This window comes from Cyclobacterium sediminis (assembly GCF_054781075.1).
On sequence record NZ_BAAGVC010000003.1, the window covers coordinates 311,254 to 337,385 of the forward strand.

17 protein-coding genes are annotated in these 26,132 nt (G+C 39.6%); 7 read left to right on the top strand and 10 right to left on the bottom strand.

Annotated elements, in window-relative coordinates:
* Nucleotides 1-6: 6 nt before the first annotated feature.
* The 5 genes from sov to ACYVHJ_RS03645 all read left to right on the top strand — a co-directional run bounded on the left by sov (nucleotide 7) and on the right by ACYVHJ_RS03645 (nucleotide 9,104).
* A complete protein-coding gene (gene sov / locus ACYVHJ_RS03625) occupies nucleotides 7-7,089 on the top strand; it encodes a cell surface protein SprA (protein ID WP_460512639.1) in 7,083 nt (2,360 codons plus the stop codon).
* A 52-nt stretch (nucleotides 7,090-7,141) separates the two neighbouring features.
* A complete protein-coding gene (gene gcvH, locus ACYVHJ_RS03630) occupies nucleotides 7,142-7,519 on the top strand; it encodes a glycine cleavage system protein GcvH (protein ID WP_339901687.1) in 378 nt (125 codons plus the stop codon).
* A 48-nt stretch (nucleotides 7,520-7,567) separates the two neighbouring features.
* Complete coding sequence (locus ACYVHJ_RS03635) at nucleotides 7,568-7,906, top strand: VanZ family protein (RefSeq protein WP_339901688.1); 339 nt, start codon at nucleotides 7,568-7,570, stop codon at nucleotides 7,904-7,906.
* A gap of 75 nt (nucleotides 7,907-7,981) precedes the next feature.
* A complete protein-coding gene (locus ACYVHJ_RS03640) occupies nucleotides 7,982-8,656 on the top strand; it encodes an energy transducer TonB (protein ID WP_303611786.1) in 675 nt (224 codons plus the stop codon).
* An 85-nt stretch (nucleotides 8,657-8,741) separates the two neighbouring features.
* Nucleotides 8,742-9,104, top strand: a complete 363-nt coding sequence (locus ACYVHJ_RS03645; RefSeq protein ID WP_460512642.1) for a DUF2237 family protein — start codon at nucleotides 8,742-8,744, stop codon at nucleotides 9,102-9,104.
* A gap of 58 nt (nucleotides 9,105-9,162) precedes the next feature.
* Here the strand turns inward: ACYVHJ_RS03645 and ACYVHJ_RS03650 are convergent, their stop codons facing one another.
* The 4 genes from ACYVHJ_RS03650 to ACYVHJ_RS03665 form a co-directional block, all read right to left on the bottom strand.
* On the bottom strand, nucleotides 9,163-9,585 hold the full coding sequence (locus ACYVHJ_RS03650) for an NUDIX hydrolase (protein ID WP_460512644.1): 423 nt from the start codon (nucleotides 9,583-9,585) through the stop codon (nucleotides 9,163-9,165).
* 318 nt (nucleotides 9,586-9,903) lie between these two features.
* Nucleotides 9,904-11,769 (bottom strand): 6-phosphogluconolactonase, encoded by a 1,866-nt coding sequence (locus ACYVHJ_RS03655; RefSeq protein ID WP_460512646.1) that lies wholly within the window; start codon nucleotides 11,767-11,769, stop codon nucleotides 9,904-9,906.
* A gap of 9 nt (nucleotides 11,770-11,778) precedes the next feature.
* A complete protein-coding gene (locus ACYVHJ_RS03660; RefSeq protein WP_460512648.1) occupies nucleotides 11,779-13,245 on the bottom strand; it encodes a sodium:solute symporter family protein in 1,467 nt (488 codons plus the stop codon).
* Between the two features lie 290 nt (nucleotides 13,246-13,535).
* The gene (locus ACYVHJ_RS03665) at nucleotides 13,536-14,729 is read right to left on the bottom strand and encodes a Gfo/Idh/MocA family protein (protein WP_460512650.1); all 1,194 of its coding nucleotides are present in this window, start codon (nucleotides 14,727-14,729) and stop codon (nucleotides 13,536-13,538) included.
* A gap of 735 nt (nucleotides 14,730-15,464) precedes the next feature.
* On the opposite strand from ACYVHJ_RS03665, the gene ACYVHJ_RS03670 reads away from it, so the two are divergent.
* On the top strand, nucleotides 15,465-16,520 hold the full coding sequence (locus tag ACYVHJ_RS03670) for a substrate-binding domain-containing protein (protein ID WP_460512652.1): 1,056 nt from the start codon (nucleotides 15,465-15,467) through the stop codon (nucleotides 16,518-16,520).
* Nucleotides 16,521-16,623: 103 nt separating this feature from the next.
* Here ACYVHJ_RS03670 and ACYVHJ_RS03675 read toward each other — a convergent pair whose 3' ends face one another.
* Nucleotides 16,624-17,136 (bottom strand): lactoylglutathione lyase family protein, encoded by a 513-nt coding sequence (locus tag ACYVHJ_RS03675; RefSeq protein ID WP_339901695.1) that lies wholly within the window; start codon nucleotides 17,134-17,136, stop codon nucleotides 16,624-16,626.
* 119 nt (nucleotides 17,137-17,255) lie between these two features.
* Here ACYVHJ_RS03675 and ACYVHJ_RS03680 point away from each other — a divergent pair, with 119 nt between their 5' ends.
* The gene (locus tag ACYVHJ_RS03680) at nucleotides 17,256-17,573 is read left to right on the top strand and encodes a winged helix-turn-helix transcriptional regulator (protein ID WP_460512655.1); all 318 of its coding nucleotides are present in this window, start codon (nucleotides 17,256-17,258) and stop codon (nucleotides 17,571-17,573) included.
* A 63-nt stretch (nucleotides 17,574-17,636) separates the two neighbouring features.
* On the opposite strand, the gene ACYVHJ_RS03685 is transcribed toward ACYVHJ_RS03680, so the two are convergent.
* From ACYVHJ_RS03685 to ACYVHJ_RS03705, 5 genes are all read right to left on the bottom strand, one after another.
* The gene (locus ACYVHJ_RS03685; protein ID WP_460512657.1) at nucleotides 17,637-18,200 is read right to left on the bottom strand and encodes a DsrE family protein; all 564 of its coding nucleotides are present in this window, start codon (nucleotides 18,198-18,200) and stop codon (nucleotides 17,637-17,639) included.
* Nucleotides 18,201-18,332: 132 nt separating this feature from the next.
* A complete protein-coding gene (locus tag ACYVHJ_RS03690) occupies nucleotides 18,333-19,565 on the bottom strand; it encodes a polysaccharide deacetylase family protein (RefSeq protein ID WP_460512659.1) in 1,233 nt (410 codons plus the stop codon).
* Nucleotides 19,566-19,577: 12 nt separating this feature from the next.
* A complete protein-coding gene (locus tag ACYVHJ_RS03695; RefSeq protein ID WP_460512661.1) occupies nucleotides 19,578-20,942 on the bottom strand; it encodes a neutral/alkaline non-lysosomal ceramidase N-terminal domain-containing protein in 1,365 nt (454 codons plus the stop codon).
* A 48-nt stretch (nucleotides 20,943-20,990) separates the two neighbouring features.
* Nucleotides 20,991-24,044, bottom strand: a complete 3,054-nt coding sequence (locus ACYVHJ_RS03700; protein WP_460512664.1) for a PVC-type heme-binding CxxCH protein — start codon at nucleotides 24,042-24,044, stop codon at nucleotides 20,991-20,993.
* A gap of 507 nt (nucleotides 24,045-24,551) precedes the next feature.
* The gene (locus ACYVHJ_RS03705; protein ID WP_460512666.1) at nucleotides 24,552-26,126 is read right to left on the bottom strand and encodes an SLC5 family protein; all 1,575 of its coding nucleotides are present in this window, start codon (nucleotides 26,124-26,126) and stop codon (nucleotides 24,552-24,554) included.
* Nucleotides 26,127-26,132 lie beyond the last annotated feature (6 nt).

Below are 26,132 nucleotides of genomic sequence, written 5' to 3' on the forward strand. Positions count from 1 at the left end.
GTGTTAATGATGTCTTTATCGGGCGTATATGCCCGCCAATCGCCAACGACTACACCCACTGACACTGTTCCCAGTTTGATGGACACTTTAAATAAAAGAAGGTCTTTGCCCTCTTTTTTATTGTGGGACAATTTAAATACCAAACCACTGTATCCCTATCAAAATCCATTTTTGAGAAGGGACTCTCCTTTTTTATTGAAACCTGAAAAAAATCAAAGGATAGAAGTGGAAGTAGATACTGCAGTAAGCTACAGAATCTACCCGAACACCGATTCTACATCAACGGACCCGGGCTATTCCCTGGATTTCGATGATTATTCAAGAATGCAGGAATATAAAATCAGGCAACAGTACTGGAGAGACAGATCTAGAGGCCTTGATGGAGAAAGTGCCGTGGGTGGAAGGGGCTTGATCCCCCCTATTACCATGAGTCCAACCTTCGACAGGCTATTTGGAGGCAGCGAAATTACAATAGTACCTACAGGAAATGTTAACCTGGATTTTGGAGGAATATTTAGAAGGATTGACAATCCTTCCATTCCCATTCGGCAACAGAAAACCGGAAATTTTAATTTTAACCAACAAATCCAAATGAGTGTCAATGGGATGCTCGGGCAAAAAGTGCGGATAGGTGCCAATTTCGACAGCAACAATTCTTTTGATTTTGAAAATCAACTAAAGGTGGAATACGGCGGGTTCGAAGAAGACATCCTTAAATCAATTGAAATAGGAAATGTCAGCATGCCTGTTCAAAACAGCTTAATTCAAGGGGCTCAAAATCTATTTGGTGTTAAAACCCAAATGCAATTTGGGAACTTATTCATGACCACAGTTGCCTCCACTCAACGTGGCAGAAGGGACGAAATCATTATTGAAGGAGGAAATCAAGGGAGGCCTTTTGAGGTTAGGGCATCAAATTACGATGAAAATCGACACTTTTTTTTAGGTCACTTTTTCCGTAACAATTATGAGAATTGGCTGAGAGGTTTACCCCAAGTCTTGTCTGGGGTGCAAATCACACGGCTAGAGGTCTACATTCTTAATAGGGCAAACAATACCGAAACCCTCCGGAATTTTGCCGCCTTTATGGATTTGGGGGAAGGACAAAGGATATTTAAACCTTCCAACCCTAATATTGGCACAGGAAATCCACAATCCCCGGCCTCTAATGCTGCCAATGCGCTCTTTGATAACCTAAAAGGCAATCCATCCTTTAGAAATTTTGAAACAGCCGCCACCGCAATTAGCAATGACCTTGGGCTGGAAAGAGGGCTTGATTTTGAACAAATCAATGGGGCGAGAAAACTTGCAGAAAATGAATATACCTTTGATCGGCAGTTGGGGTATTTTAGCCTTTCTAGAAAACTCCAAAACGATGAAGTAATTGCGGTTTCCTATGAATACACCTATAACGGACAAAGTTATAAAGTGGGTGAGCTCTCAGAAGATTACCAAAACCTATCTGAAGACAATGTCATCTTCTTGAAAATGCTTCGACCGGCAAGAATAAATACATCAATTCCTACTTGGGATTTGATGATGAAAAACATTTATAACCTCAATGCCAACCAGATTCAAAAAGATGGCTTTCAACTTCAGATTATTTATAGAGACGACCGAACAGGTTTAGATAACCCTAGCCTATTGGAAGGAGAGAATGTCAAAGATATACCACTGATAAGACTTCTAAAACTGGATAATTTAAACCCTCAGAACGACCCACAACCTGATGGTAACTTTGATTATGTCAATGGCTTGACAATCAAACCGACACAAGGCTTAATTATCTTCCCGGTTGTTGAACCTTTTGGAAATACCTTGGAAGATTATTTTACACCTGCGGAAGTCAACCTTAGGGATAAATATGTTTATGACACGCTTTACAGGACTACTCAAGCTGATGCAGAGTTGGTTACCAGCTTAAATAAGTACTTTTTGAAAGGAAGCTTTACATCAGGATCGGCTTCAGAAATAATGCTACCGGGCCTGAACATTAGTGAAGGTTCAGTGATCATTACAGCGGGAAATATTCCACTTACGGAGGGAGTAGACTATACAGTAGACTATAATATTGGCCGTGTGGTGATTATCAATGAAGGCATCCTTCAATCGGGAAAAAATATAAGTGTAAGCTTTGAAAAGGCTGATTTGGTTTCCTTCCAGACAAGAAGTTTGCTGGGGACGCGATTAGATTATATGGTCAATGAAAATTTCAATATTGGAGGTACTTTCCTTTATTTAAATGAAAGACCCAATATTTCAAGGATCGCTACCGGAAATGAAACTTTACGAAACAGTCTCTGGGGTTTGGATGTAAACTACGATGATGAATCTTTGTTTCTCACCAAACTTGCTGATGCCCTCCCCTTTACCGAGACCAAAGAAAAATCAATGATTCAGTTTAGCGGAGAATTTGCTCACTTAATTCCCGGCACCTCCAATCAGGTAGATGGAGAAGGTGCTTCCTATATTGATGATTTTGAAACAGCCATCATTCCTTTTAACTTAGGCTCCAGCCCCCAAAATTGGAAACTGTCAGCCACACCGGCTACAGCCGAAAATAAATTTGACTTGAGCCAACTAACGGAAGATAGGTTAGGAAATGCCTATAAGAGGGCACGCTTATCTTGGTACACCATAGACAATGTGTTTTACCGATCGTCAGGAAGTGATGTTCCTGCCAACATTACCAATGATGACAGAAGAAACCATTATGTCAGGCGGGTACTTCCTCAGGAAATTTTCCAGGGAAGGTACAGGGATTACCTGATCACCAATGAACCTCTTTTTGACCTGGCCTATTTCCCACAGGAACGGGGAATGTATAATTTCAACCCCAACTTGAACAGTGAAGGTTTATTACCAAATCCAAGAGAAAACTTTGGAGGGGTAACCAGAGCCATCACCTCTGAGGTAGATTTTGACAGAACGAATATAGAGTACATTGAGTTTTGGTTAATGGATCCATTTATTTCGGGAGAAAATGGCCGGGTATTGGATGGTGTTTTCAACGAAAACAATACTACTGGGGGAAAAGTAATTTTTAATCTTGGCGAGATTTCAGAAGACATCGTCGTAGATGGAAGGCATGCTTTTGAGAATGGACTTCCTGCTGATGGTTCGGAAATCAGTACTTCAACCAATGAATGGGGAAAAGTAACTACCCAACAGTTTTTGACTCCTGCTTTTGACAATTCAGCTGAAGCAAGAGAAAACCAAGATGTTGGCCTAAATGGCTTAAACAGTGAAAATGAGGTTGAGTTTTATGGTGCCCGGTTTATCAATCGACTCAATGTAAATCAACAAGCATTGCAGGATATTCAAGCTGACCCGGCGGCAGATGATTTTCAATATTATTTGGATCCTGAATTTGATAACAATAACATTAAAATCCTGGAACGGTATAAAAACTACAATGGACTGGAAGGGAACACCCCTATCACCTCAAACAGCAACCTTTCTTACAGTCCTTCAGGATCAAATTTACCTGACAACGAAGACCTTAACAATGACAATACCATTAATGAAGTTGAAAGTTATTATGAATATGAGTTGGATCTTCGCCCTTCAACCTTACAAGTAGGTGAAAATCATATTGTAGACAAGGTTTCAACAGTAGAAAATGGCGAGGAGGTCAATTGGTACCTATTCCGTATTCCTATTCGACAGCCTGATGCCACATATGGCAATATTTCCGGATTCAAATCCATTCGATTTATGAGAACCTACCTCACTGATTTCCAGCAGCCTGTAGTACTTAGAATGGCTCAGTTTAGAATGGTAGGTAGTCAATGGAGAGTTTTTCAAGAATCCTTATTTGAGAGAGGCTTTTCTGAAATTCCTGAACCGGACAACTCAAACTTAACCGTTGGGGTGGTCAATATAGAAGAAAATGGACAAGGAAGTGAAACTCAAAGCCCCTATGTATTGCCTCCGGGGATCAATCGTGATCGGGACAATACCTCCACAGTCGAGCGGCAATTGAACGAACAATCGCTAAGGCTTTGTGTAGACAACCTTCAAAGCAGAGACTCCAGGGCTGTTTATAAGAATGTAAGCCAAGATCTCGTTCAGTATGGTCGACTAAAAATGTTTTTACATGCAGACAGTCAGGATGCGCAAGACGGTGAATTGTCAGCCTTTTTAAGAATGGGAACTGACTATACAGACAACTATTATGAAATAGAGGTGCCCCTGAACATCACTCCTGCAGGCACCAGAGACCCTGATCAGATTTGGCCATCCGCAAATGAAATTGATGTAGCCTTGGATGAGATTGTTGGTGTAAAAGCAGAAAGAGACAATAACCAGCAGCCACAAAACTTACCTTACTCTGTTATGATACGGCAATATAAGGTGACGGTAGTAGGACGGCCGGAGCTGAACTTTATCCAAGGGATGATGATAGGTATCCGAAATCCCGCCACAGGAGGTGCAAGCAAATCACTTTGCCTTTGGGCCAATGAGTTAAGGGTGACAGATTTCAACAAATCATCAGGATGGGCAGCCAATGCAATGCTCAATGCACAAATTGCAGATGTAGCCACCATATCTTCTTCCATTCGACACAATTCATTTGGCTTTGGAGGTCTTGAAACCCGACTTTCAGAAAGAGCAAGGGAATCTACTACCCAGTATGATATTTCGGCCAATGTCAACGTAGATAAAATTTTACCAAAGGGCTTGGGTGTAAGCATTCCCCTTTATGCAAGTGTAGAAAACTCTTCTACCAAACCGGAATTCGACCCCCTCAACCCAGATGTTCCTTTTGAAATCGCACTTCAGAAGTTCTCTACCAATGCAGAAAAACAGGAATACCGAAACTTAGTAGTCGATCAATCCAAACGGCGTAATTTCAGTTTGAATAATGTCCGGAAGTTGAAAAATCCGGAAAAAGAAACCAATCGAATCTATGCTTTAGAAAACTTTTCTTTTTCTTATGCTTTTGGCTCAGTAACTCAAAGCAATATTCAACTGGAAAGTTATATCTATGAAACTACCAGAGGAAGTATCGCCTACAACTATCAACCCGACCCGCTTATCATCACTCCTTTTAAAAATTGGGGCCTTTTTAACAGTAAGTATTTACAGTTATTCAAAGACTTTAACCTGAATTTTGCACCAAGTCTTGTATCCGCAAGAATGGATATTGACAGGAGCTTTATGCGTACTCAAAACAGAAACGATCAATTGACTACAGCAGGTGTTGATCCTCTTTTTCAGAAAAGTTTTTACATGAATCGCTTTTATAGCCTGAATTGGGACCTCACCGAGAATCTGTCTTTTGACCTCAGCTCAAGTGTAAATGCAATCGTGGACGAACCTGTAGGCGATCTGGATACCGAGACAAAAATTGATTCATTACGAAATAACATTAAGAAACTAGGTAGAACCACCAGTTATAACCAGCAGGCAGTGGTCAATTATAAGCTTCCATTGGACAAAATACCAATGACAGATTGGATAAGCGCAGACTTCCGATATGAGGCTACCTACTCTTGGATGACTGGAGCCATAGGCCAAAAAGACACCCTTGGAAACGTCATTCAAAATTCCAGAAACCAATCTATTTCAGGGAAACTAGATTTGGTACAATTGTACAACAAAAGCAAAAGGCTCAATGCTCTCATTGCTCCCAAAAGGCCTAGTATACCCGGAAGACCCGGGGCCAATGCAGAAGCTTCAGAAGAGGAGGAAAAAGAGAAGGTGTATGCAACAGAAGGTTTTGCTGCGAATTTGTTGCGTTTCATGATGATGTTAAAGGATGTAAACTTCAGTTATCAGGTTACCCAAGGCACCTATTTGCCGGGTTATATGCCGAATTCAGGATTATTGGGTATGGACAGAAGTTTTATCAACCCGGGCGTTGGGTTTCTTCTTGGTGGCCAAAGTAGCAATATAAGGTATGAGATGGCCAATAGAGGGGCTTTGGCGGCCAGTACATCCCTTACGCAAGCATTTAGTCAAAACGAAACAAAAAACCTCCAAATCACTACTTTGGTGGAACCAGTGAAAGACTTTAAAGTCACCCTGGAGTTTAAAAAACGAGAGAACGGTGGGTATAGTGAAATATTTAGAAGAAATGGTCCGGGGGAAAATGATTTTGCTTCCATTAATCCAAACAGGATTGGTAGCTACGAAATAAGTTACAATATTCTTAAAACAGTATTTGATAAATCGGATAGTGATAATAACTCCCCCTTGTTTTCAAATTTTGAAGCTTACCGGAACATCATTCAATCTAGGCTTGAAACGCTGAACCCGGGCGGAACATATAATATTAATGGTCAGAATGTTTTGATTCCGGCATTTCTAGCGGCCTATTCGGGTCAGACGGCGACAGATGTTGCACTCAATCCCTTCCCAAAAATTCCATTACCAAACTGGAGAGTAGAATACAGGGGCCTTGCGAGACTTCCGGCATTGAATGAATATTTCTCCTCTATAAATTTGACTCATAATTACAATTCAACTTATTCTGTAAGTAATTTTTCAAATGCCCTTATCTATCAGGAAGGCCTTGAACTGTATAACACCTTACAGCAACTTCCAATGGCTAGCCTAACAGATGAGTTTGGAGCTTATATTCCTATAATGATACTTAACCAAGTGGTGATTTCGGAAAGATTTGCTCCACTTATAGGCGTTGATCTCCTAACCAAAGACCGAATGAATATCAGTTTTGAATACAATACGGAAAGAAACATAGGCTTAAATTTCTCCAATGCTCAAATTACAGAGCAGAACAGCCAAGACTTCCGTTTTGATTTGGGATATACCAAAGCCGGTGTAAAAGTACCTTTCAAAATTCAAGGCAGGCAAGAAGTTTTAAACAATGACCTTACCATTCGAATTTCTACAAGGATTGTTGATACAAATACCATCCAAAGGAAAATTGAAGGTGAGCATACCCTTACCAACGGTAATTTAAACGTTCAAATAAGCCCAAGTATAGGATATGTGGTCAACCAAAAGCTTAATATTCAATTCTATTTTGATCGCACCATAAACGATCCAAAAGTTTCAACCGCATTTAGGACAAGTTCTACTTCATTTGGCGGACAATTAACATTTAATTTAAGCCAATAATTTTTTGTACTATGTATAATCATTGTATTTTTGAACAGTAAAAATAACTAGCATGAAATTTCCGGAAGATTTAAAGTATACCAAAGACCATGAATGGGTCAAAATAGAGGGGGAAACCGCTACTATCGGCATAACTGATTTTGCTCAAAAAGAATTGGGAGACATTGTTTTTGTGGAGGTAGAAACAGTAGGCGAAACCTTGGATTCAGGTGAGGTGTTTGGAACAGTGGAAGCAGTGAAAACAGTTTCTGATTTGTTCATGCCATTAAGTGGTGAAATATTAGAATTAAACAGTCTTCTGGAAGATTCTCCCGAACTAGTAAATGAAGATCCTTATGAAGAAGGGTGGATGATCAAAGTGAAATGGGATCAAGGCACCGAGGATGATTTAATGTCGCCCGAAGCGTATCGAAACCTTATAGGCCAGTAACAAATTTTGAAGGAAAAAGTCATTCTTGCCCTTTTATGGTCTTCTGGCATGACATATGCTCTATTTAGTCCGAGTAATAAAGTGCCGGACATACCTAAGTTTTATGGATCAGATAAAGTGATTCATTTAGGCATGTTCATAGGCATGGCTTTTCTATGGGACCGAGTAATTCGCCAAAGAATAGACAAAAAAGGCAAGGAAAGTAATAAAATTTATACTAAATATTTAGTTTTATGGATTTTTATTGCTATATTGACAGAGTATTTACAAAGATTGGTACCGGGAAGGTCATTTGACTATTTTGATATTTTGACAAATATCATAGGCGTAATTATAGGTACAGGTATTTTTATTTATTTCAATAAGAGGGGTAGCATCCTTGTATAAATAAAAATTATTTGTTATGATTGTTAATTGGAATTATTAGACTGAATCAACAAAAATTAAAAAAGAGTTATAACCATGGAAGCCAAAAAAACACCAAAAGCTGACTTAACCAAGAAGACAGGAATGTTCCTAAATCTTGGTCTAATGGTCAGTGTTGGTCTGGTCCTTTTTGCCTTTGAGTATAAGTCATATGATGATGGTGTACTTCAAGACTTTGGACCGATCGATGATGACTTTGAGGAATTATTAGATATTCCGATTACGGAACAACCACCTCCACCACCGCCTCCAGTAGAGCAGCCGGAGATTAAGGAGATTCCTGATGAAGTTGAAATTGAAGAAAAAATTGAAGTAAACTTTGATGTTGACGTTCAAGAAGAAACTGTAATCAAGGAAGTAGTAATTGAAGAAGCTCCTGTAGTAGAAAAAGCAGAAGAGATCTTTGATGTGGTAGAAAACATGCCTACTCCTCCGGGGGGAATGGAAGGTTGGAACAAGTATTTGTCTAAAAACCTGAAATACCCAACCCAAGCGAGAAGAATGGGTATCGAAGGTACTGTGTACGTAGTATTCGTTGTAAACACTGATGGTTCAATCCAAGACGTCGGAATCCTTCGTGGAGTTGGCGGTGGATGTGATGAAGAAGCCGTTAGGGTTGTAAAAAATGCTCCAGCATGGGAACCAGGAAGACAAAGAGGTCGACCGGTAAGGGTAAAAATGAGATTACCTATCCGATTTAAATTGAGCTAAACGCTAATTTAAGTGAAACATAGATGAACTAAAAAGTGCCTTGAATGAAAATTCAAGGCACTTTTTAATTTTAACTAATTCAATCATGAACAGAAACGTATTTGGCGAAGCCTTAATCCCTTGTTGTCTCTCACCAAAAACAGGATTCTACAGAACCGGCTATTGTGAGACAGATGAAATTGATACGGCCTTGCATACCGTATGTGCGGTTATGACTGCAGAGTTCTTGGCATTCAGCCTTTCAAAAGGCAATGACTTAACCACTCCTAGACCTGAATTGGACTTTTTCGGACTTAAACCGGGAGACAAATGGTGTCTTTGCCTCACAAGATGGATGGAGGCTTACCAGGCAAATAAGGCGCCTAAGGTCATTTTAGAAGCCACTCATGAAAAATCACTCGACTTAATTTCTCTTGATGAATTGGTGAAATTTGCTGTTAAAAGTTAATAAGACCTAGAATGGAAATAACCTTATCACCAATTTCCCTACCCTTCTTTTAAGTAAGTTATAAGATTCCAGCGCTTTTTATGATCTTGAAGTGGTCAAAAGCCAATTCCGGGAGAGAAGAAAGAGTAAACCAACCCACTTCTTGGCTATCTGAGCCCGCCTTGGCTTTTTCCATTTGAGTGCTATCAATTTCAAAAACAAAAGCAGCACTTATTGTCCATCCCCTAGGATCTCTTCCTTTTTCTCCAAAAACGCCTATTAATACCCCTTCACTAAGCCGAAGCCCTGTTTCTTCATGCAACTCTCTAATACATGCATCATATGGCAATTCTTCCTTCTCTACAAATCCACCGGGAAGGGCCCACTTTTCTTCAAATGGTGGGTTTTTCCTTTTGATTAACAATACCTCTCCCAATTCTACACAATGTACAACTGCGTCAGCTGTAAATGCAGGGCGAGGATAATCATATGTATAAGACATATTACTATTAATTAAACCTGAACTTTCACTTTTTAATGCTGGTAAATCTCCAACGGCGCAAAGAAAAGTAGTAACAAAAGCTATTCCTAATCTTGGTAGGCCCCAATATTATTTAAGGAATGAAAATTCATAATCAAAAACTTCACTCTGAAAATTCAAGCCACTAAGCTTAAAAAGTTATTTAAAAAAAACAGGTTGAACTCCTCCCCTAGCCAAAAACTTAGAGGGATTTCCAACCCTATATAACCCGGATTATGCAATACGTCTATATTACATAACCCGGGTTAAATTAAAAGATTACAGTTATTTCTTTACTACTCAAACAACAACTTCCTGCCCATCTTTGTATACTTTCTTTATAAGGACCTCATTTTCTTCAATCGTAAAAACTACCCAATCCTTGTTAACAGCTTTTTCTCCAAGCATATATTTTAAGGGCAAAATTGATGCTTTTCTCCAAGCCTCAGACAAGGGCAAAAGCTTACTTTCAAGCAGGTAATTGATATTCTCCAATAAGTCTTTTCCGGCCCCTGCCAATAAACCATTGGCTCCTTTCATAGATAGCCTCCCACTTTCTTCCAAAACTACCTTACCACCAATTGGCGACTCATACTCTCCCGGCTCCATACCGGCAAAACAAGTTGCATCACTTACAAGTAGGCATTCATCCCCTTTGGCACGAAAAGCTACCTTTAGAAATGAAGGAGGTAAATGAAATCCATCAGCAATCAAGCTTGCATTAACTCCCTCCTGAGACATGAGCTCCCAGATGATGTTGGGATGTCTTTGCAAATTTAAAGGAACACCATTACCCAGATGAGTTGCCAGTGAAACACCTGCTTCCTTGGCCATCTGAATTTGTTCTCCTGTAGCCAAAGAATGTCCAATGGAAACTTTTATTCCACGCTCTTTACAAGTTCGGATAAAATCCTCGCTTCCTTCCAACTCGGGTGCAAGGGTGATCAATGCAATGGGTTTAACAGAAATCTCCTGCACTTGGTCTAAAAAAGCTACGGAAGGTTTTCTGGTGAACGCTTCCGGGTGAGCGCCTTTCGCTCCGGGTTTACAGGATATAAAGGGTCCCTCAAGGTGAATCCCTGCCACGCAAGCCTTTACAATCGGGTATTTATCACAGGCCTTATTAATAGTACCTACCAATTCTAAAATGGCCTCAAAGCTATTGGTTACGATAGTAGGATAAAAAGTAGTTACCCCCTTAGAAAGCAAGTACTTTGTAGCCTCCAGAATGGCTTCCGGTTTCGTTACTGTGGTATTGAAATCAACCCCTTTGATACCATTAATCTGAATATCTACCAATCCCTCCCCAACATATTGGTCTACTTCAAAATCATTGGGCAATTGCACAAGGGTATTTTCTTTGCTATGCACTAATACAGGTCGATTGCTTATTACATCCATGCCTATTAGGTTGGATATTTTATCTGCCTCTAGGATAGGAAATGGATCAGAATCCTGATCCAAATAAAGGGAACAATGTTCAGATTTTCTAAGAATAGTCCCGGGACATTGGGTGGATATTTCACCAAACAGGGTTTGGTAAACAGCAGCCCTTTTAGCAGCTCCGGGCACCACACAAATGAGGTGATCAGCATTAATGAGCGTGGGAATCGTCAATGACAAGGCTGTTTCAGGTACTTCGCTTAGCTGAGCAAAACAACCGTCATTTACTTGCTGTTGCCTGCAAGGCGTTTCAAGTACAACCTCTTTCACCGTTTGCGGGTCCTGAAAATCAGCAACTGAGGGATCATTGAATGCAATATGGCCATTTTCACCAATGCCCAAGCAGACAATATCTATAGGGGCTTCATTTAGCAAGTCGGAATAACGTGCGACCTCTGCCTTTGGGTCGGCCTCACCATCTAGCAAGTGTACCTCCTTAAATGGTACTTGATCAAATAAATGCCTTCTTAAAAAATTGGAAAAAAGGGCAGGAGATTCTTTAGACAAACCAATATACTCGTCCATATGAAAAGCAATGATCCGCTCCCAGGGAATTGATTTACAAGAAGCCAAATAGTGCAACATCTCACTTTGAGATGGCGCTGCTGCAAATATTATCCTTAAGTAATCTTTCTCCTTTAAGAGCGTGATTATTTTATCTTCCACAGCTTTACCTGCTGCTATTCCCATTTCATTACGCGACTGATATATATTTAAATTCATATTGGTATTTTATTCTTTTTCTATAGACTGAAGCAATTTGGCAATTTTAACAACATTTCTGTTCGTTTCAAAAAGGCCTATCACAATGTAGGTTATGGTCGAGCAAATTAAAGGCAAACTAATTTCTAAGGCTAAACTCAAGCCATCAATATTTTTGGTAACAATAAAAGCTATTAAACCCGCAACAATAGAGCCGATGGCTGCTACAGGACCGCTTTTTTTGAACATGGGAAGTAGGCCAAAAAGCATAGGGATGGCTATGGGGCCTACCAATGCACCAAACCAAGAAATGATTAAACCTAAAACCCCACCAAAATATTCGTATTGAAAGGCGATGATTATCGTAAGCAAGGTGAATACAAAGGTCGTCAACCTCGCCACGTACAGAGATGACTTTCCTTTCTTTATTTTAGTACTTATATTAGGCAAAATATCCCTGGTGATCACTGCCGAAATGGTATTGATATCTGAGGAAGTCATGGACATGGTATTGGCAAATAAGGAAGCGATTACTAGCCCCACCAAACCTGAAGGGAGTAATAATAGGGTTAGCTCTCCATAGGACTTACTTGGATCAGCCAAATCCGGTAATAAGATTGGTGCCGCCCACATCGGGAAAAACAAGATCAATGGCCAAATAAGGTACAGTATCCCTGATAGACGAGCAGCTTTGGTGGCTGCTTTTTCGTTTGGAGAAGATATATAGCGGGTTGCTAAGTTCCATTGCCCACCATTATAAGCTAGAAAATTAATCAACAAGAAGGCCAAAGCAAAACCTACTCCATATGGCTCATTGAACAATTGGCCATTCTCAGGAGGAAGTTGATCCCATATTGTAAAAATCCCTTCAATCCCTCCAAGATGTTGTAACACCACCACAAACATGACCAGACCTGCAAGCAATTGAACAATGAATTGTGCAAAGTCCGTAATCACGACAGCCCATAAGCCACCAAAGGTAATGTACAATAGCGATATACCTCCTGAGATCAGCACACCAACAGGAAGGCTTACCCCAGTAAAAACGTTGAGCAATAAGGCGATCGCCGCCCATTTTGCCCCTACATCAAAAAGTTTTAATAAAACACCACTCCATGCCATTACCTGTTGCGTCCACAAATTGTAACGCTTTTCCAAAAATTCCAAAGGAGATTGAATCTGATATTTTTTTCTAAGCCTAACCCAATAAACAGGAAATATATGGGCACTAATCAATACGGCAATACCGATGGTTAAGGCCCACCAGCTGTATATAGAAAAACCATGAGTATATGCTAAGGCCGCATAGGCTACAAAAACAGCGCCGGAATATCCGGAAACATGATGTGAAATTCCTGAAAGCCACCAAGGTAAATTACCTCCGGCTACAAAGTAATCTTCAGCATCATCGTTTCTGAAATAAGCATAAACCCCAATGACGATCATAAGCAAGAAAAACAAACCTATGACAATCAGGTCTAATTCATTCAATTTCATTATTGTATATTCTGTTTTAATTGGAGATTGAAAATCCCTTCGATAAATATTTGATTAATTCAGCAGGCAAATTTGAACATGCCAACAGCCCTACTAGGACAATTTTTAAGGTTTTATATAAAACATATGCCCCGATAAAACCTAAATACATTTCAGGTCCTCCTATAAGAAGGCTGCAGTTTACAAGTTCAAGCTTCTCATTTTATTTCTGCAAAACCGGCTTGAAAAAGAGGTTTTAGCAGGCCGAAAAAGAAATAAACTTTACCTTATCAGTTAATAAAGGAAAAACATTAAACTTTAGACCAATATTGAAATTTTTCTTCTTCCATGGCCTTGTTACCCAGGTGAACAGCCGTGGCCGTTTCTTTTCCTTGGTTAACATCGCAAAATGGTTGGCGGCCTTCCCTAATACAATCCACAAAATCCATCAAAGCATAAGAGGTGGGGTCTAGATCTTTTCCATCTTTACTTTCAAACGCAATAGACTGTGCATCATCTCCGGAGCCATTTTTAATAGTTGCACCTGATACACCATCTACCGTCCCTAATTCCAGTTTTTTGGGTTCAGCATAGATAAAGGCTTTATTCCTTAAGATCTCTACAGTTCCTTCAGTACCCAAGATATTTAAAGAATAACCTTTATAGGCGTTGGTTAAAATGGAACTGATATTTGAAATGATTCCTTTCGAATAATAATAGGTGGCACGAACATGATCAAAGATTTCTCTACCGTCTTTCCAGTAGTCCAATGACCCAATTCCGGTAACTTTCTCAGGAGACCCACCTACAAACCAATTGACAATATCTATTTGGTGTGCACAAAGCTCTGTCATCAATCCACCTGAATACTCCTTATACATTCTCCAGTTGATATGCCTTTCCATGGCAGGATCATTGACCGGTCTCCTCCAATCCTGATTGCTATGGTACTGACATTCGTATTGGGTAACTTGCCCACACCAGCCTTTATCGATTATTTCTTTTACTTTATGATAGAGCGCATAATACCTGTACTGGTGTCCCACCTGCAATATGGTAGAAGTGCCATTCACTCTATTCGCTAATTTTTCAGCTTCTTCTATGGAGTAGGTGATGGTTTTTTCTACATAAATATGCTTCCCTGCATCAATAGCATCCATTGCCATTGGAAAATGCAAAAACAATGGCGTAGCAATAATCACTGCCTCTATTTCGGATTGGTCAAGCAGTGCCCTATAATCAGCATATCCTTTTGCCCCCTTGTCTGCATGAGCTAGGCCTTTGTCAAGGTTGGCTTTGATTGTATCACAACATGCCACCAAAGAAATCATGGGCAATTTTTCCATTAAAGAAGCCAACCCCACTCCCCTACTTCCGCATCCAATCAAACCTACTTTTAGAGGGTTTTTCTCGGTTTTACCATATGAAAAAGGAGACATTGCAGAAAGGCTAAGGCTTGAAGCAGCCATGGCACTGGTTAATATAAATTTTCTTCGAGAGTTCATTCTATAGCAGTAAAATCGTTAACGTTACCGAATTAAAAATTAAAGAAACGAATTTTTTTTAAAAAATCTAAATATCATCAAGATTTTCGTTAAATATCAACCTTGAAAAAGGCTTTTTTTAAGTTCTATTCTTAAAATAGGTTCATTTAAAGGGGAATTTAAAATAGACCTGTGCTATGCACTGGTTCCTAAGGAAGCAAAACTTACCATTATTTTTTCAATTCAACCAAATTATTAAGCCAACATCCTTTACAACAAAAGAAAATTAAAAAAGAGAGGAATAGCTGTTCAAAGTCAAAATTGAACCAAATAATTTTAAGGACATAAATGTTTGAAAGAAAAGTTCCACCTCAACACCTAAGTCAAAAGGTATACATGTCCGCAAAGAGGATTAATACAATGCGACTTATCTTACCAAACAATTTATTTTCAATCCATTATATCTACACCAGTCCGAATTAACGGAAACCTTAATTGTCCCTACCCACGATAAGTGTAAATTAAGAAGAGGAGGTATTAAAAAAGAAAGTTGCACTTAATATTTGATTAAATGGCTAAAAGCAATCATTATTATGGATGGCAGAGCGAAGCAATTTGGAAATTATAGCCGTAAAACCAATTATTCTTTTAATTTTGGATGTCAATTCAATCAATTGTGAATAAGACCAATAGAAACTTCGCTTCTTTCGGTAGAATAAAAACACCAAAAGGAAGACATATAAGGATGGAATGCATATGAAAAAACAAAGTAGCCAAACGGGAGTAAAGGAAATAGCCAAACGAGGAAATGTATCCATTGCCACAGTAGACCGTGTGATTCACAATCGACCGGGAGTTTCTGCAAAGACCAAGGCAAAAATAGAAGCAATTATAAAGGAGTTAAATTACCAACCCAATGTATTGGCCAGCAGATTATCTTCCGGAAAAGTTTTTCATTTTGCAGTTCTTATTCCAAAATCATCGGTTTACTCAGATTTTTGGGAAGCCCCTTTAAAAGGAATAATGAAAGCCGAATCAGAAATTAAACAATATGGTGTAACCATAGAGAATTTTCTTTTCGATTTGACAAATAAAGATTCGTTTATACAGGCTACTGAAGAAATAAAAGAAAAAAATATTGACGGGGTTTTGATGTCTCCTTCTTTTGTCAAAGAAGCAGACGAATTCTTTCTTTATTGCAAAGCCAATAATATTCCGGTAGTGTGTATTGATAGTAGTATTGAAGCACAGGGAAGTCTTTCTTATATAGGTCCTCCATTATTTGAAAGTGGTTATTTGGGAGGTAGTCTTTGTAAATTAGGCCTATCGGAAAACCCAAAAATACTAATCGTCAATATAGCCAAGCAAAAGAAAAGCTTCAATTTAGAGCAAATTGAAGCCGGTTTTAAAAAGTATTTTGCCAGCCCTCCAAATGAGGCAACTTGTGTTAATTTAAATATTCAGGACATCGATCAGGAATCGGTAGAATTACACCTACAAAAGGCTTTTATACAAAACCCTGACATTGAAGCTATATTTGTCACCAATTCCAGGGTCTTTGCTGTTGCAGAATACCTCAAAAAGAAAGCCTTGACCGATCTCATGTTGGTGGGTTATGATTTCCTTAAAGAAAACCAAAAGCACTTACAACAGGGCACCATCAACTTCTTAATTTGCCATAAACCGGAAGAGCAAGGATACAAAGGCATTATGAGCTTGTACCACTCATTGGCTTTAAATCTTCCTGTAGAGAAAATTTATTATATGCCGATTGACATTGTAACCAAGGAAAACCAAAATTTTTACAGATAAAATGTAAAGGAAGCCTGAATCGGCTTCCTTTAGTGTTTTAAGACAATATAGGTATTGCTTTAGTAGTAAAAGTGATTTAAACCATTCTTGCCCTTACCTCATACTATTTGGCATAGGCACCTGAAGAATAGGTCAGCTCATAGCTGTGGGTATAAATTTCAAAGACAATTCCAAAAGGGTCCTCCACATAACACATTTTATAAGGTTTGTCATTAGGATAATATTCTCTAATCGGCATTCTTTGTTTGCCGCCATATGACAGAATCTTTTCAATCAGTTCCTCAATATTTGGGTCTTGAACGCAAAAATGAAAAAGACCTGTATTAAAAGGATTGAATTCCGGAGCTTCTTTGACTCCATGAGGAAAGGAAAACAGTTCTACACCAATACCATCAGAAGTTGACAAATGAGCAATCTCAAATTCTTCCCAACCCTCTCCAAATACGTCAATGCACATCTGCCCAATGGCCGTTTCCCTTTCTTTTTTCACTGTTGAAGGTTCCATAACCACATACCAACCCATTACTTCTGAATAGAATTTTACAGCTTCTTTAATGTTCGGAACAGTAATTCCTATGTGTGAAAATGATTTTGGATAATTTTTATTTGTTGTCATAGTATATAATTTATTCTGCAAAATTGATCTATATTTACCTTAATAACAACAACTTACAAAAAGGTTCCATACTTACCAAAAGGTGCGACATATTGATTTTCAATGAGTTAAATTAACAAATGAAAGAAAATAATTACTGCCCACTCAATTATACCATGGACCTTATAGGGACAAAATGGAAACCCCTGGTTTTATTTCACCTTTTAGAGGGACCTTTGCGATCGGGGGTATTACAAAAAAATGTACCGGGTATTTCCAATAAAATGTTCACCCAAACAGTGAGGGCCATGGAAAAAGATGGACTCGTCGCTCGAAAAGTTTTCCCAGAAGTCCCCCCAAAGGTGGAGTACTATTTAACTGAAAGAGGAAAATCTCTTGAGGAAATATTAAGAAGCCTTGATAAATGGGGCTTTGAAGATGCAAATAAAACAAAATAAAAAGCAAGAAAGAATCTCCGCAAAAGGGAATCCGCCACTTTCAACTTAGCTTAGATCTTGCGTTCAATTAAAATTGATCATGGCATAATTGTTCATTTGATACACCGTCAAAATGGTCATTGCTGATAGTCCTACTTTCACTTGGGGCAATAAATCCTCCTTCTTGTACCCTCTTGAAGACATGGATTGACCGCATATATAAATACCTACTCCCAATTCAGATAGTGTCTCAATCAATTCTTTGTTGGGATTGTCTACTTTATATTTTTCTTTATAAGCGGCAGAAGACAGGGCATCTTTTGTGGATCCTCCATGTAATACAAAGGCCAAATGAATATTCTCCACCGGCACTCCCGATCGGACGTGCATATTGTAATAGCGATGCAAGCTTGAGATGATAGAATTTTGTTGGCCAGGGTCGGTCTGCTTACCTGCTACATCAAATATCGCTTTAAACTGTTGTGTGGTGTCCAAAGGAAAATCCGCATTGTCTATGCTGTATACCGGACCGAAATCATCAAAAACCGGTCCTGTGGATGATTTGACTTCTTGCCCAAAGACATTTGAAACTTGCAGCATAAACATAATCACCATGCAAAGCGAGGATGATTGAAATAATTTCTTCATAACCATATATATAAGACCTAGCGAAGGTTGAAAAGCATACATTAATTTCCAACCTGCCAAATTTTTCTTTTACCGGATGTTTCTCTTTTAACCAAGCAATTGATCTCCACCTAACACCCCTACTCAGACTAATCACTCTGTAATTGGGACCAAAATTAAGGCTTTTAAATCCATTAAGGCTCCTTGATCAAACACTTCTGCTGCCGAAACGATTATGTTATTGTAATCTTCCTCCATAGACAATTCCCCCACCTTTGTTTTCATAAAAGTTTCCCAGGAGCCGGAAGGCTTAACCTGACCTTGGAGGGTCTGATCCCCTGAAGAAATGATAAAAGGCTTGCCTGCTTCTTCGTCAGAAACAGACCATTCCATCCATACTTCGTAAGTACCTTTCTTAGGTAAATCAATATCCCATACCACCTTATCCTTAGCGGTAAACCATCCAAAAGCATTCCACTCAGGCATGTATTGGATATCAGGCCCCATTCCTTTTGCCTTTTCGGCAGGCAGATAGACTGTTTCATTCTCCATCGGTCTGGTAATTCCCGGAATGTTTAAACTCCCCTCCATCTCTGCTCTTTTTTCCTTTACATATTTTGCAACTGTCCCTACCGGTGCTATCCAAACCCCATTGGCCGGGTCATTGGCATATTCGCAAAGCTTTCTCAACATACTCAGGTAGGTAGTTTGACTACCTTCGGTACCATTTTCATGTCCTGCCAATACTAACCATTGACGATTTTCAGCAGCAGCTTCAATAATTGGTAAAATTTCTTCAAAGGATTTATTATCCATTTCCATTCCTGTAAGCTGGGCCATATCTGCATAATATGGATCAACTGGCGCTTCATCCTTCCAACCCCTTCCCGAGAGAAACATTTCCGAAATCAATGGGACATAACTTTGTGTTTCCAACCCTTTTCCCACAAATGACAAGCCACATGGATAAGCAAAAACTTCCGGCCGCACGCCTAACAATCGCTCTACTTCATCATTGGTATCCATCAATTCTTTTCGCATGCGTTGTATAGTATAATCTTCCAAAGCTTTATTCCTAGACCAGACAAAATTACCGCTGCAAGGGTGATAAAGAGAATGGTTACCAATCTCATGACCAGTTTCTACCACCATCTTCCAACCTTCTATATTCGGCTCCATACTTGCAGGCACCACATAGAAAGTCGCTTTCACCCCGTATTCATTCAATAAGGTTGCTCCCGGATCCGGATTACTGGCCCTTGCATCATCAAAACTCAAACTTATGGCCATTTTTTTCCCTTCCGGCCAAGGGAAGTCAGGGTTCTGTGCTTTTACATTAAACACAATGAATAATGCTAAAAGTGTGCTTACGGATATTGATTTCATCTCAGGATTGATTTATTGTTTACTTTTTAATTCACTTTCTAAATAAGACAAAACAGCTTCACCAAACTTGGTACCTGCACTAGGAACATATGGAGAAACTGTAGGCTCATAGCCCTTGTATTGCCACTCTTCCTCTGTTAGCATATACCCCAGCCAGCCATTGGTATAGCCATAGTAAAAAGTATATGGAAATGGAGAACGCTCTCTAACTTCGTTTGATATTTCACAGAACAGTTCCAAGGGGCTTGCCCAAATGCCAATTTTGTCATTGATATTAAGAAAACGGACAGGGACTTTGATGGTTTTACCTGTACCTCCCTCATCTACAATGTATTCATTTAAGGGTTCCGGCCACTTTAAAGCTTCTTTCATAGGCGTATAAAACACCATCTCTGAAGTAGAAAAAGAAACTTGATCCTCATAATTCAAAATATCATTATTGGCTGACAGGATTTTATCTCCAAGCAACCTTCTAAATTGATTCATTCTTCCAGACCTGGCATTTGGATAAACACTATAAATTGGTGCAATATTTCCTGCTGCACCATTGATGAACAGCATTGGCGCACCAGTTTTTTCTTCTACATATTTTGACACTACACCTTGAACATCCGCACTAATAAGCAGGTTCTCACCACCCAACACGGTGCCATGAATGGCATAATTGGCCACTGTAGCCATTAAGCGATGGTCCTCTTGATGTACAATTTTCAAAATCCCAATTTTCCTGTCCACCGCACCGTCAGGATTCATTCCCAAAAAGGCTTTGTCATCAATGTCTCTGGCTCTTCGGTTGATATTGGCTGCTGAGTGCCCCCAGCCTACGCCTAGGCTAGCCGGTGCCAATTCATTTATTCCTCTTTCAATTCCCGCCAATAGTTTGGTCGTCACAAGTTCAGTATAATTGGTATCAATCGGATGGGTGTAACGTTCCCCCATAAATGCTTCAGGAAGGCCCGGCGCCCCTACTTCAGGAGCTGAATGGGTATGGGTAACTGACCACCAAAAATTATTACTGGAAATCCCAAACCTCTTCTCCACCAATTCCGCCACCTTATCATAGGTGGCAGGTGATATTACACAAATATCAGTGGAGACCAATGCAAATTTGGAATCACCATCATCTAATATTAAAATTTGATGGTAAATACTATCCAGAACCCCTTCCGATAACCTGGCCCCATATCCCAATAATTGTTTGGGAACTTTCGGTGTAATATTTTCTTTGACCACCGCAGCTTTAAAATCTCCGGCAAAGGTTGTATTGTTCACTTTCTCCAAAGCTACATTCAAAGCTTTTGGAGTGGCTCCACCACTTAACTGAAAGGTTGAAAAAACCCACAGAAGCAGTACCAATGGCTTGACTTTATTTTTCATTTTCGTCGGTTAATTGAGCTTTTTAAAAGTAATTTTATTTCAATTACATTATTCTACTTTTCGAATATAAGCCAATAAATCGGCCATTTCCTGAAGTGAAATACTTTGCTCAAGCCCCGTAGGCATGGCAGACATTTCAATTAATTTTAAAGATTTAATATTCGTCCTAGCAATGCTCTTATCTATACCACCTGCATTTCTAAGGTTAATGGCCGTAGGTGTTTCAGAGGAAATAAGCCCTTGAAGCAACTCTCCACTTTGCAATTCTACTTCCCAAAGATCATATCCATCTGCAATGGATAAATTGGGGTTTAGAATATCACTCATGATACTTGCCCCACGTCTATTTTTAAGGGAAGAGAGATCGGGACCAAAGGCCATACCCAGTTCTTCTCCCATTTGATGACAAATCGCACAATTCTTCTGAAAAACAGTTGCTCCTTCAGCAATGCTCCCATTAAGGTCAAGAGCAGGTTGGTAATTGGCTATGATTTTCTCACTCTCTCCTTCCGCTCGGTTCAAAATGGCTCTAGCCCTCAATCTAAGTGCTTCATCTTTATTCGCCATCAAGCCAACACTTCTCCGCCAGCCTATAGTTGCTTTTTGAACAACACCATCTTCAAGAGCAGTCAATAAAACAGCAATTCGCTCTCCATTTGTCATCATGGCACTAATGGCGGCATCTCTAAGTTCAGGGGTAAAACCATCCCATCGCTTGAGCACCAATTGAGAAAAAGAATCGTTTTCGGGTTTACTTAAAGTACGGAAAGCCGCTAATTGGACAGGTAGGGGTTCACTAGGGTCAACCAAACTTACAAGCATATCATGGAATTGAGAAATATTGACCATGGACAAAAATCTTATCCCAATACTTCTTTCTTCCCCGCTCAATGAGTTGTTCATGGCAATTGCCTTTGCCTTGGTCAGGGCTTCTTCTTTCCCACTTAGATTGTCTAAGCCAATACCCTCTAGTACTTGGATGGCTGCACCTTTCAATTCTATGGAAGGATGTGCAAAAACACTTGAAGCCAAGAGATCTGCCGTAGCACGATTTGAACCTTCTGTTTTATTGCTTTTTATCCCTTGGGCCAAACCTCGCAAAAGTGCCGGTTGCCAATTGTATTCATTACCTGCATTCTTTTGAGTGGCTCTTTGCACCATGTTAAAAATGGCTTTTTCATCCCTACTTGCGCCAACCATAGCCGCTAGTTTTTGAACCATTCCATTATAAGCTGGAGTAGCAGTATATTGATCCAAGACCGGGTCAATCAAGCGACTACTTTGAGAAAAAGGTACTGAAAGCGCTGCCAATTGCACCCACTTGTCATCAATATCCTTAAACAACAACTCCTTCCTAACCTGAAAGGCATTTTCACTTTCAATATACCCAAGGGTTTGCATCAATTGAAACCTTACCTTAGGGTCCGGATCATCTCTCAGGGATAGTAAATGTGATTCAAGATAAGATGATTCAATTAAGAAAAATTCTGATAATTTTACTGCATTTTCTCGGACACCGGCAACCGGATCCTTAAACGAACTTGCAAGGGTTTCTTGATCTAGAGCATCCATTCCCTGCAATGTCCATAAAGCATGGAGTCTGCCCAAGGGACTTTCTCCTGAGACTGCTAATTTTTTCAAGGCAGACACTAAACTTTCAAGATTCTGATCCACAATAAGGCGCTGGGAATTCATCCTCCACCAAGCATTTTCATGAGACAAATGACTTAATAACTCCTTAGGAGAAGCTGTTGCCAAAGTCAATTTGTCTGACCAATCAATAGGGGAAGTCCCTTTAGGGGTGATCCTATAAATCCTCCCTTGGTCTGTCCCATTGTACAATGCCCCTGATTGCACCACTTCCTCGGCCATCCATTCAGGATGCTCTATAATCTGGCGATAATAATCAATTATATACAATGCCCCATCAGGTCCAACATAGGCATTTACCGGTCGAAACCAAGCATCTGTCGAAGCCAAGAATTCCTTGTCTTCATGCTCCCTTGAAGCTTTAAAACCCGTACCATCATCTTTCACAAAATCCACATGAACTAAATTACTGACCGGCTCTGAAACGAAGGTTGCCCTCTCATACCTGTCCGGAAAAGCCCCTCCCAAGTAGGCTGTAAGCCCACATGCAGATGTCATCACACCCAAATCTGTCAATAACTGGTGCTGAGGATTGATAGTTATAGGAAATACTTCTGCTCCACTCCCATGATCAGAAGAAGATTGGGTAACCTCAGTAATTACCAAATGAGGATTTCTATCTAAGTAATCTGCGGTTAATACCTCCTGTATTATATGGTTGCTATTGTTCACTAAAAACCTGTGACCAAAAGCATCTGCAGTATGACCAAATTGGGTACGACTACTTAGCAATTCCAAATCATAGGTGTCCGGTTTAAACCGAATACTTCTACCCCCTGCATTTTGGGGCAGCCTATTAATATCCGGTTTATCAGGATAAAATACATCTGTTCCTTTATCCCCTAGTAAGTCCTCATATATGGTGGTGGTTACCGCAGGTTCATGTCCCAGATAAATCCAATTGTCAAGGGCCAGTTTTGGACTGTTTACATTGTGTTGAGGGTTAGAAAGTGCAAACCCCGTTAATAGGGTTTGCCTGATATCTGCTTTTCCATCATCATCGCTGTCTTCCAAATAGTAAACATTTGGTGGATCGGTAACAATAACTCCTTTTTTCCAGCGCATGATCCCGGTAGGGACCACCAGATTATCTGCAAAAATGACACTTTCATCCATAATTCCATCCCCATCAGTATCAGACAAGCGTTTCACTTTTCCGGAGCCACTGAGGTCTAATGGATAGCCATGCATTTCGACTACGAACATCCTACCTTGTTCGTCTATTACCATATCCACAGGGTCTGCCACAAGTGGCTCCCCGGCAATCAGTTCAATTTGAAAGTCATCCTCTAAAACAAAAGTAGACAATGCATTTTCAAGGGACCTATCCTCATTGGTGGACTTTGGCTGACAAGCATAAAGCAATAGGGCAAAGCCTAATACAAAAACGGTGATACGTTGATGGTTATAAAAGCCTTTAATCACCGGAAAACTCAATTTCTTTGTTCGCATGTTAAAATTTTAATTTATTTAATCTTTTTCCTTTAAAGGAAAGTAGTAATCAACCCTAGTAAAAAAACGATAATTTACACCCCTGGATATTCATTATTCACTTTTTATCTATTCATAGCTGACGTGATTATCAACACCAAATCTAGGGCGAAAAATGAGGAATTAATAAAATCTGTAAATTGTGGGTTTTGATAAATTTATTAAAGAATTTACTATTTGCAAAACAGATTTTTATAAATGGAAATTAATGTAAATGAACGATAAACAAAACGAACATTTGAGATTCAGTAATCAGCCCTTCAACTTTCCTTCACTTATGATAAATACTTTTCACTGGAAATGAAGCGCACATTATTACCAACTGACCTAAATGCAGGAAACGAATTAAAACAAAGCCGGACCCTTTCAAAAACCAACCCTTTATCAAGCGCAAAAAGCAATAATATGCAATGGTTCTTCTATAATATGGTGTAGTTTTTTTGTTTTATAAAAGATCAAGAAACAGCACTAAGCATATTTGATGTAGAAATACAAAACCATGCCCATTACAATGGCCCACCAGATCAGTGGGTTTTTCCACCCTTTTTGTTGGCTTCTTTCACTTTTGGGTAGCGATAAGCTTTCTTTGGTCCAAATCAAACCCTCTAATTCAGCCTCACTCTTTCTTTGGGTGACCAAACTGACGAGAACGCACAGTAGCATACAGGTCCAGAAAACAATTCCTGTTCTATTAAAAAATGGCATCTCCGGAAAGAAAAACTCTACCAGTAATGACAAAGGAATGGTCAGCAAGCCTGCCGTTAATGCCCCTGCATGGGTAGTTCCTTTCCAGAATATCCCCATCAAAAACATGGTCGCGATCCCAGGGGTAAACAGGCCGTAGGCATTTAGAAGGTAAATAAATATGGGTTTTTCGGAATAATACACAAGAATACCGGTACATAATATTCCAATTAGAATTACCAAAACGCCTGTAATTCTCCCAAATCGTACAGAGGATGCTTCAGAAGCATTTGGCCGAAAATAAGGCAGGTAAACATCAATTGTCAAGATGGTTGTACAAGAGTTTATGGCTCCTGACAAGTGCGACATGATCGCCGCTATTAGTCCTGCCATCACCAGCCCTACCAAACCTGTAGGAAGCAAGTGCTCAACCAGCATGGAAAAGAGCAAGTCTGGTTTTTCCAGGTCAGGGAAAATTTTGGGTGCTACGATGGCAGGTATAATGATCAAAAGGGGAATTAAAAACTTAAGATAATCGGCGAAAATCACCCCCATACGGGCATGCCATTCATTTTTTGCCGCCAGAGTTCTTTGGACGATAAACTGATTGGTTGCATTGTAAAAGATACTAATACAAAGTAATCCTCCCAAATACATGGTCCAAGGAAAATCAGGATCATTGGCTGGCAACATCAATTCCCAATCCTTTGAAGATGCTACAATGGCTTCAATTCCACCAGATGCATCTATGGTAAAATAGGACAAAGCAACCATTCCCAATACAAGCACCGCTAGCTGCAACATTTCGGTCCATACAACTGCTCTTAATCCTCCCAATACAGTATAAACCCCAGTAAATACGGCCAAAAAAAGAATACTCGCCAGCATTGGTATTCCCAGCAAGGATTGTAACGAAATGGCTCCTAAATAAAGTACGGCACTTATCTCCACAAAAATATAAGTCAATAGTACCAAAATCGAATAGGTTGTCCTTGCTCCTCCACCAAACCTCTTTTGTAGAAATTCCGGCATGGTATAAAAACCATTCCTAATATAAAAAGGTAAAAACACCCATAACAACACATTAAAACCTACCAATATTGCTCCCCACTCTATTACAATGGCCACAAACCCTCTTTCGTAGGCCACTCCCATTACCCCTACCAAGTGATGACTACTGATATTGGCAGCAATAATACTTCCTCCTATCATCCACCATGGAAGTTTGTCACCAGCTAGAAAATAATCACGTTTACTTTCACCGGTACTTTTCCTGGAGGCATATAGCCCTAACCCAATTATTCCTACAATGTAGATGATAAATATCCCTAGGTCTAAATTCGTAAAATTGGATTCCATATTGTT

What these genes read in the sequence shown, in the direction of transcription:
- sov (WP_460512639.1), top strand. Translation starts at nt 7, where the DNA reads ATGATGTCTTTATCGGGCGTATATGCCCGCCAATCGCCAACGACTACA.
- gcvH (WP_339901687.1), top strand. Translation starts at nt 7,142, where the DNA reads ATGAAATTTCCGGAAGATTTAAAGTATACCAAAGACCATGAATGGGTC.
- ACYVHJ_RS03635 (WP_339901688.1), top strand. Translation starts at nt 7,568, where the DNA reads ATGACATATGCTCTATTTAGTCCGAGTAATAAAGTGCCGGACATACCT.
- ACYVHJ_RS03640 (WP_303611786.1), top strand. Translation starts at nt 7,982, where the DNA reads ATGGAAGCCAAAAAAACACCAAAAGCTGACTTAACCAAGAAGACAGGA.
- ACYVHJ_RS03645 (WP_460512642.1), top strand. Translation starts at nt 8,742, where the DNA reads ATGAACAGAAACGTATTTGGCGAAGCCTTAATCCCTTGTTGTCTCTCA.
- ACYVHJ_RS03650 (WP_460512644.1), bottom strand. Translation starts at nt 9,585, where the DNA reads ATGTCTTATACATATGATTATCCTCGCCCTGCATTTACAGCTGACGCA.
- ACYVHJ_RS03655 (WP_460512646.1), bottom strand. Translation starts at nt 11,769, where the DNA reads ATGAATTTAAATATATATCAGTCGCGTAATGAAATGGGAATAGCAGCA.
- ACYVHJ_RS03660 (WP_460512648.1), bottom strand. Translation starts at nt 13,245, where the DNA reads ATGAAATTGAATGAATTAGACCTGATTGTCATAGGTTTGTTTTTCTTG.
- ACYVHJ_RS03665 (WP_460512650.1), bottom strand. Translation starts at nt 14,729, where the DNA reads ATGAACTCTCGAAGAAAATTTATATTAACCAGTGCCATGGCTGCTTCA.
- ACYVHJ_RS03670 (WP_460512652.1), top strand. Translation starts at nt 15,465, where the DNA reads ATGAAAAAACAAAGTAGCCAAACGGGAGTAAAGGAAATAGCCAAACGA.
- ACYVHJ_RS03675 (WP_339901695.1), bottom strand. Translation starts at nt 17,136, where the DNA reads ATGACAACAAATAAAAATTATCCAAAATCATTTTCACACATAGGAATT.
- ACYVHJ_RS03680 (WP_460512655.1), top strand. Translation starts at nt 17,256, where the DNA reads ATGAAAGAAAATAATTACTGCCCACTCAATTATACCATGGACCTTATA.
- ACYVHJ_RS03685 (WP_460512657.1), bottom strand. Translation starts at nt 18,200, where the DNA reads ATGAAGAAATTATTTCAATCATCCTCGCTTTGCATGGTGATTATGTTT.
- ACYVHJ_RS03690 (WP_460512659.1), bottom strand. Translation starts at nt 19,565, where the DNA reads ATGAAATCAATATCCGTAAGCACACTTTTAGCATTATTCATTGTGTTT.
- ACYVHJ_RS03695 (WP_460512661.1), bottom strand. Translation starts at nt 20,942, where the DNA reads ATGAAAAATAAAGTCAAGCCATTGGTACTGCTTCTGTGGGTTTTTTCA.
- ACYVHJ_RS03700 (WP_460512664.1), bottom strand. Translation starts at nt 24,044, where the DNA reads ATGCGAACAAAGAAATTGAGTTTTCCGGTGATTAAAGGCTTTTATAAC.
- ACYVHJ_RS03705 (WP_460512666.1), bottom strand. Translation starts at nt 26,126, where the DNA reads ATGGAATCCAATTTTACGAATTTAGACCTAGGGATATTTATCATCTAC.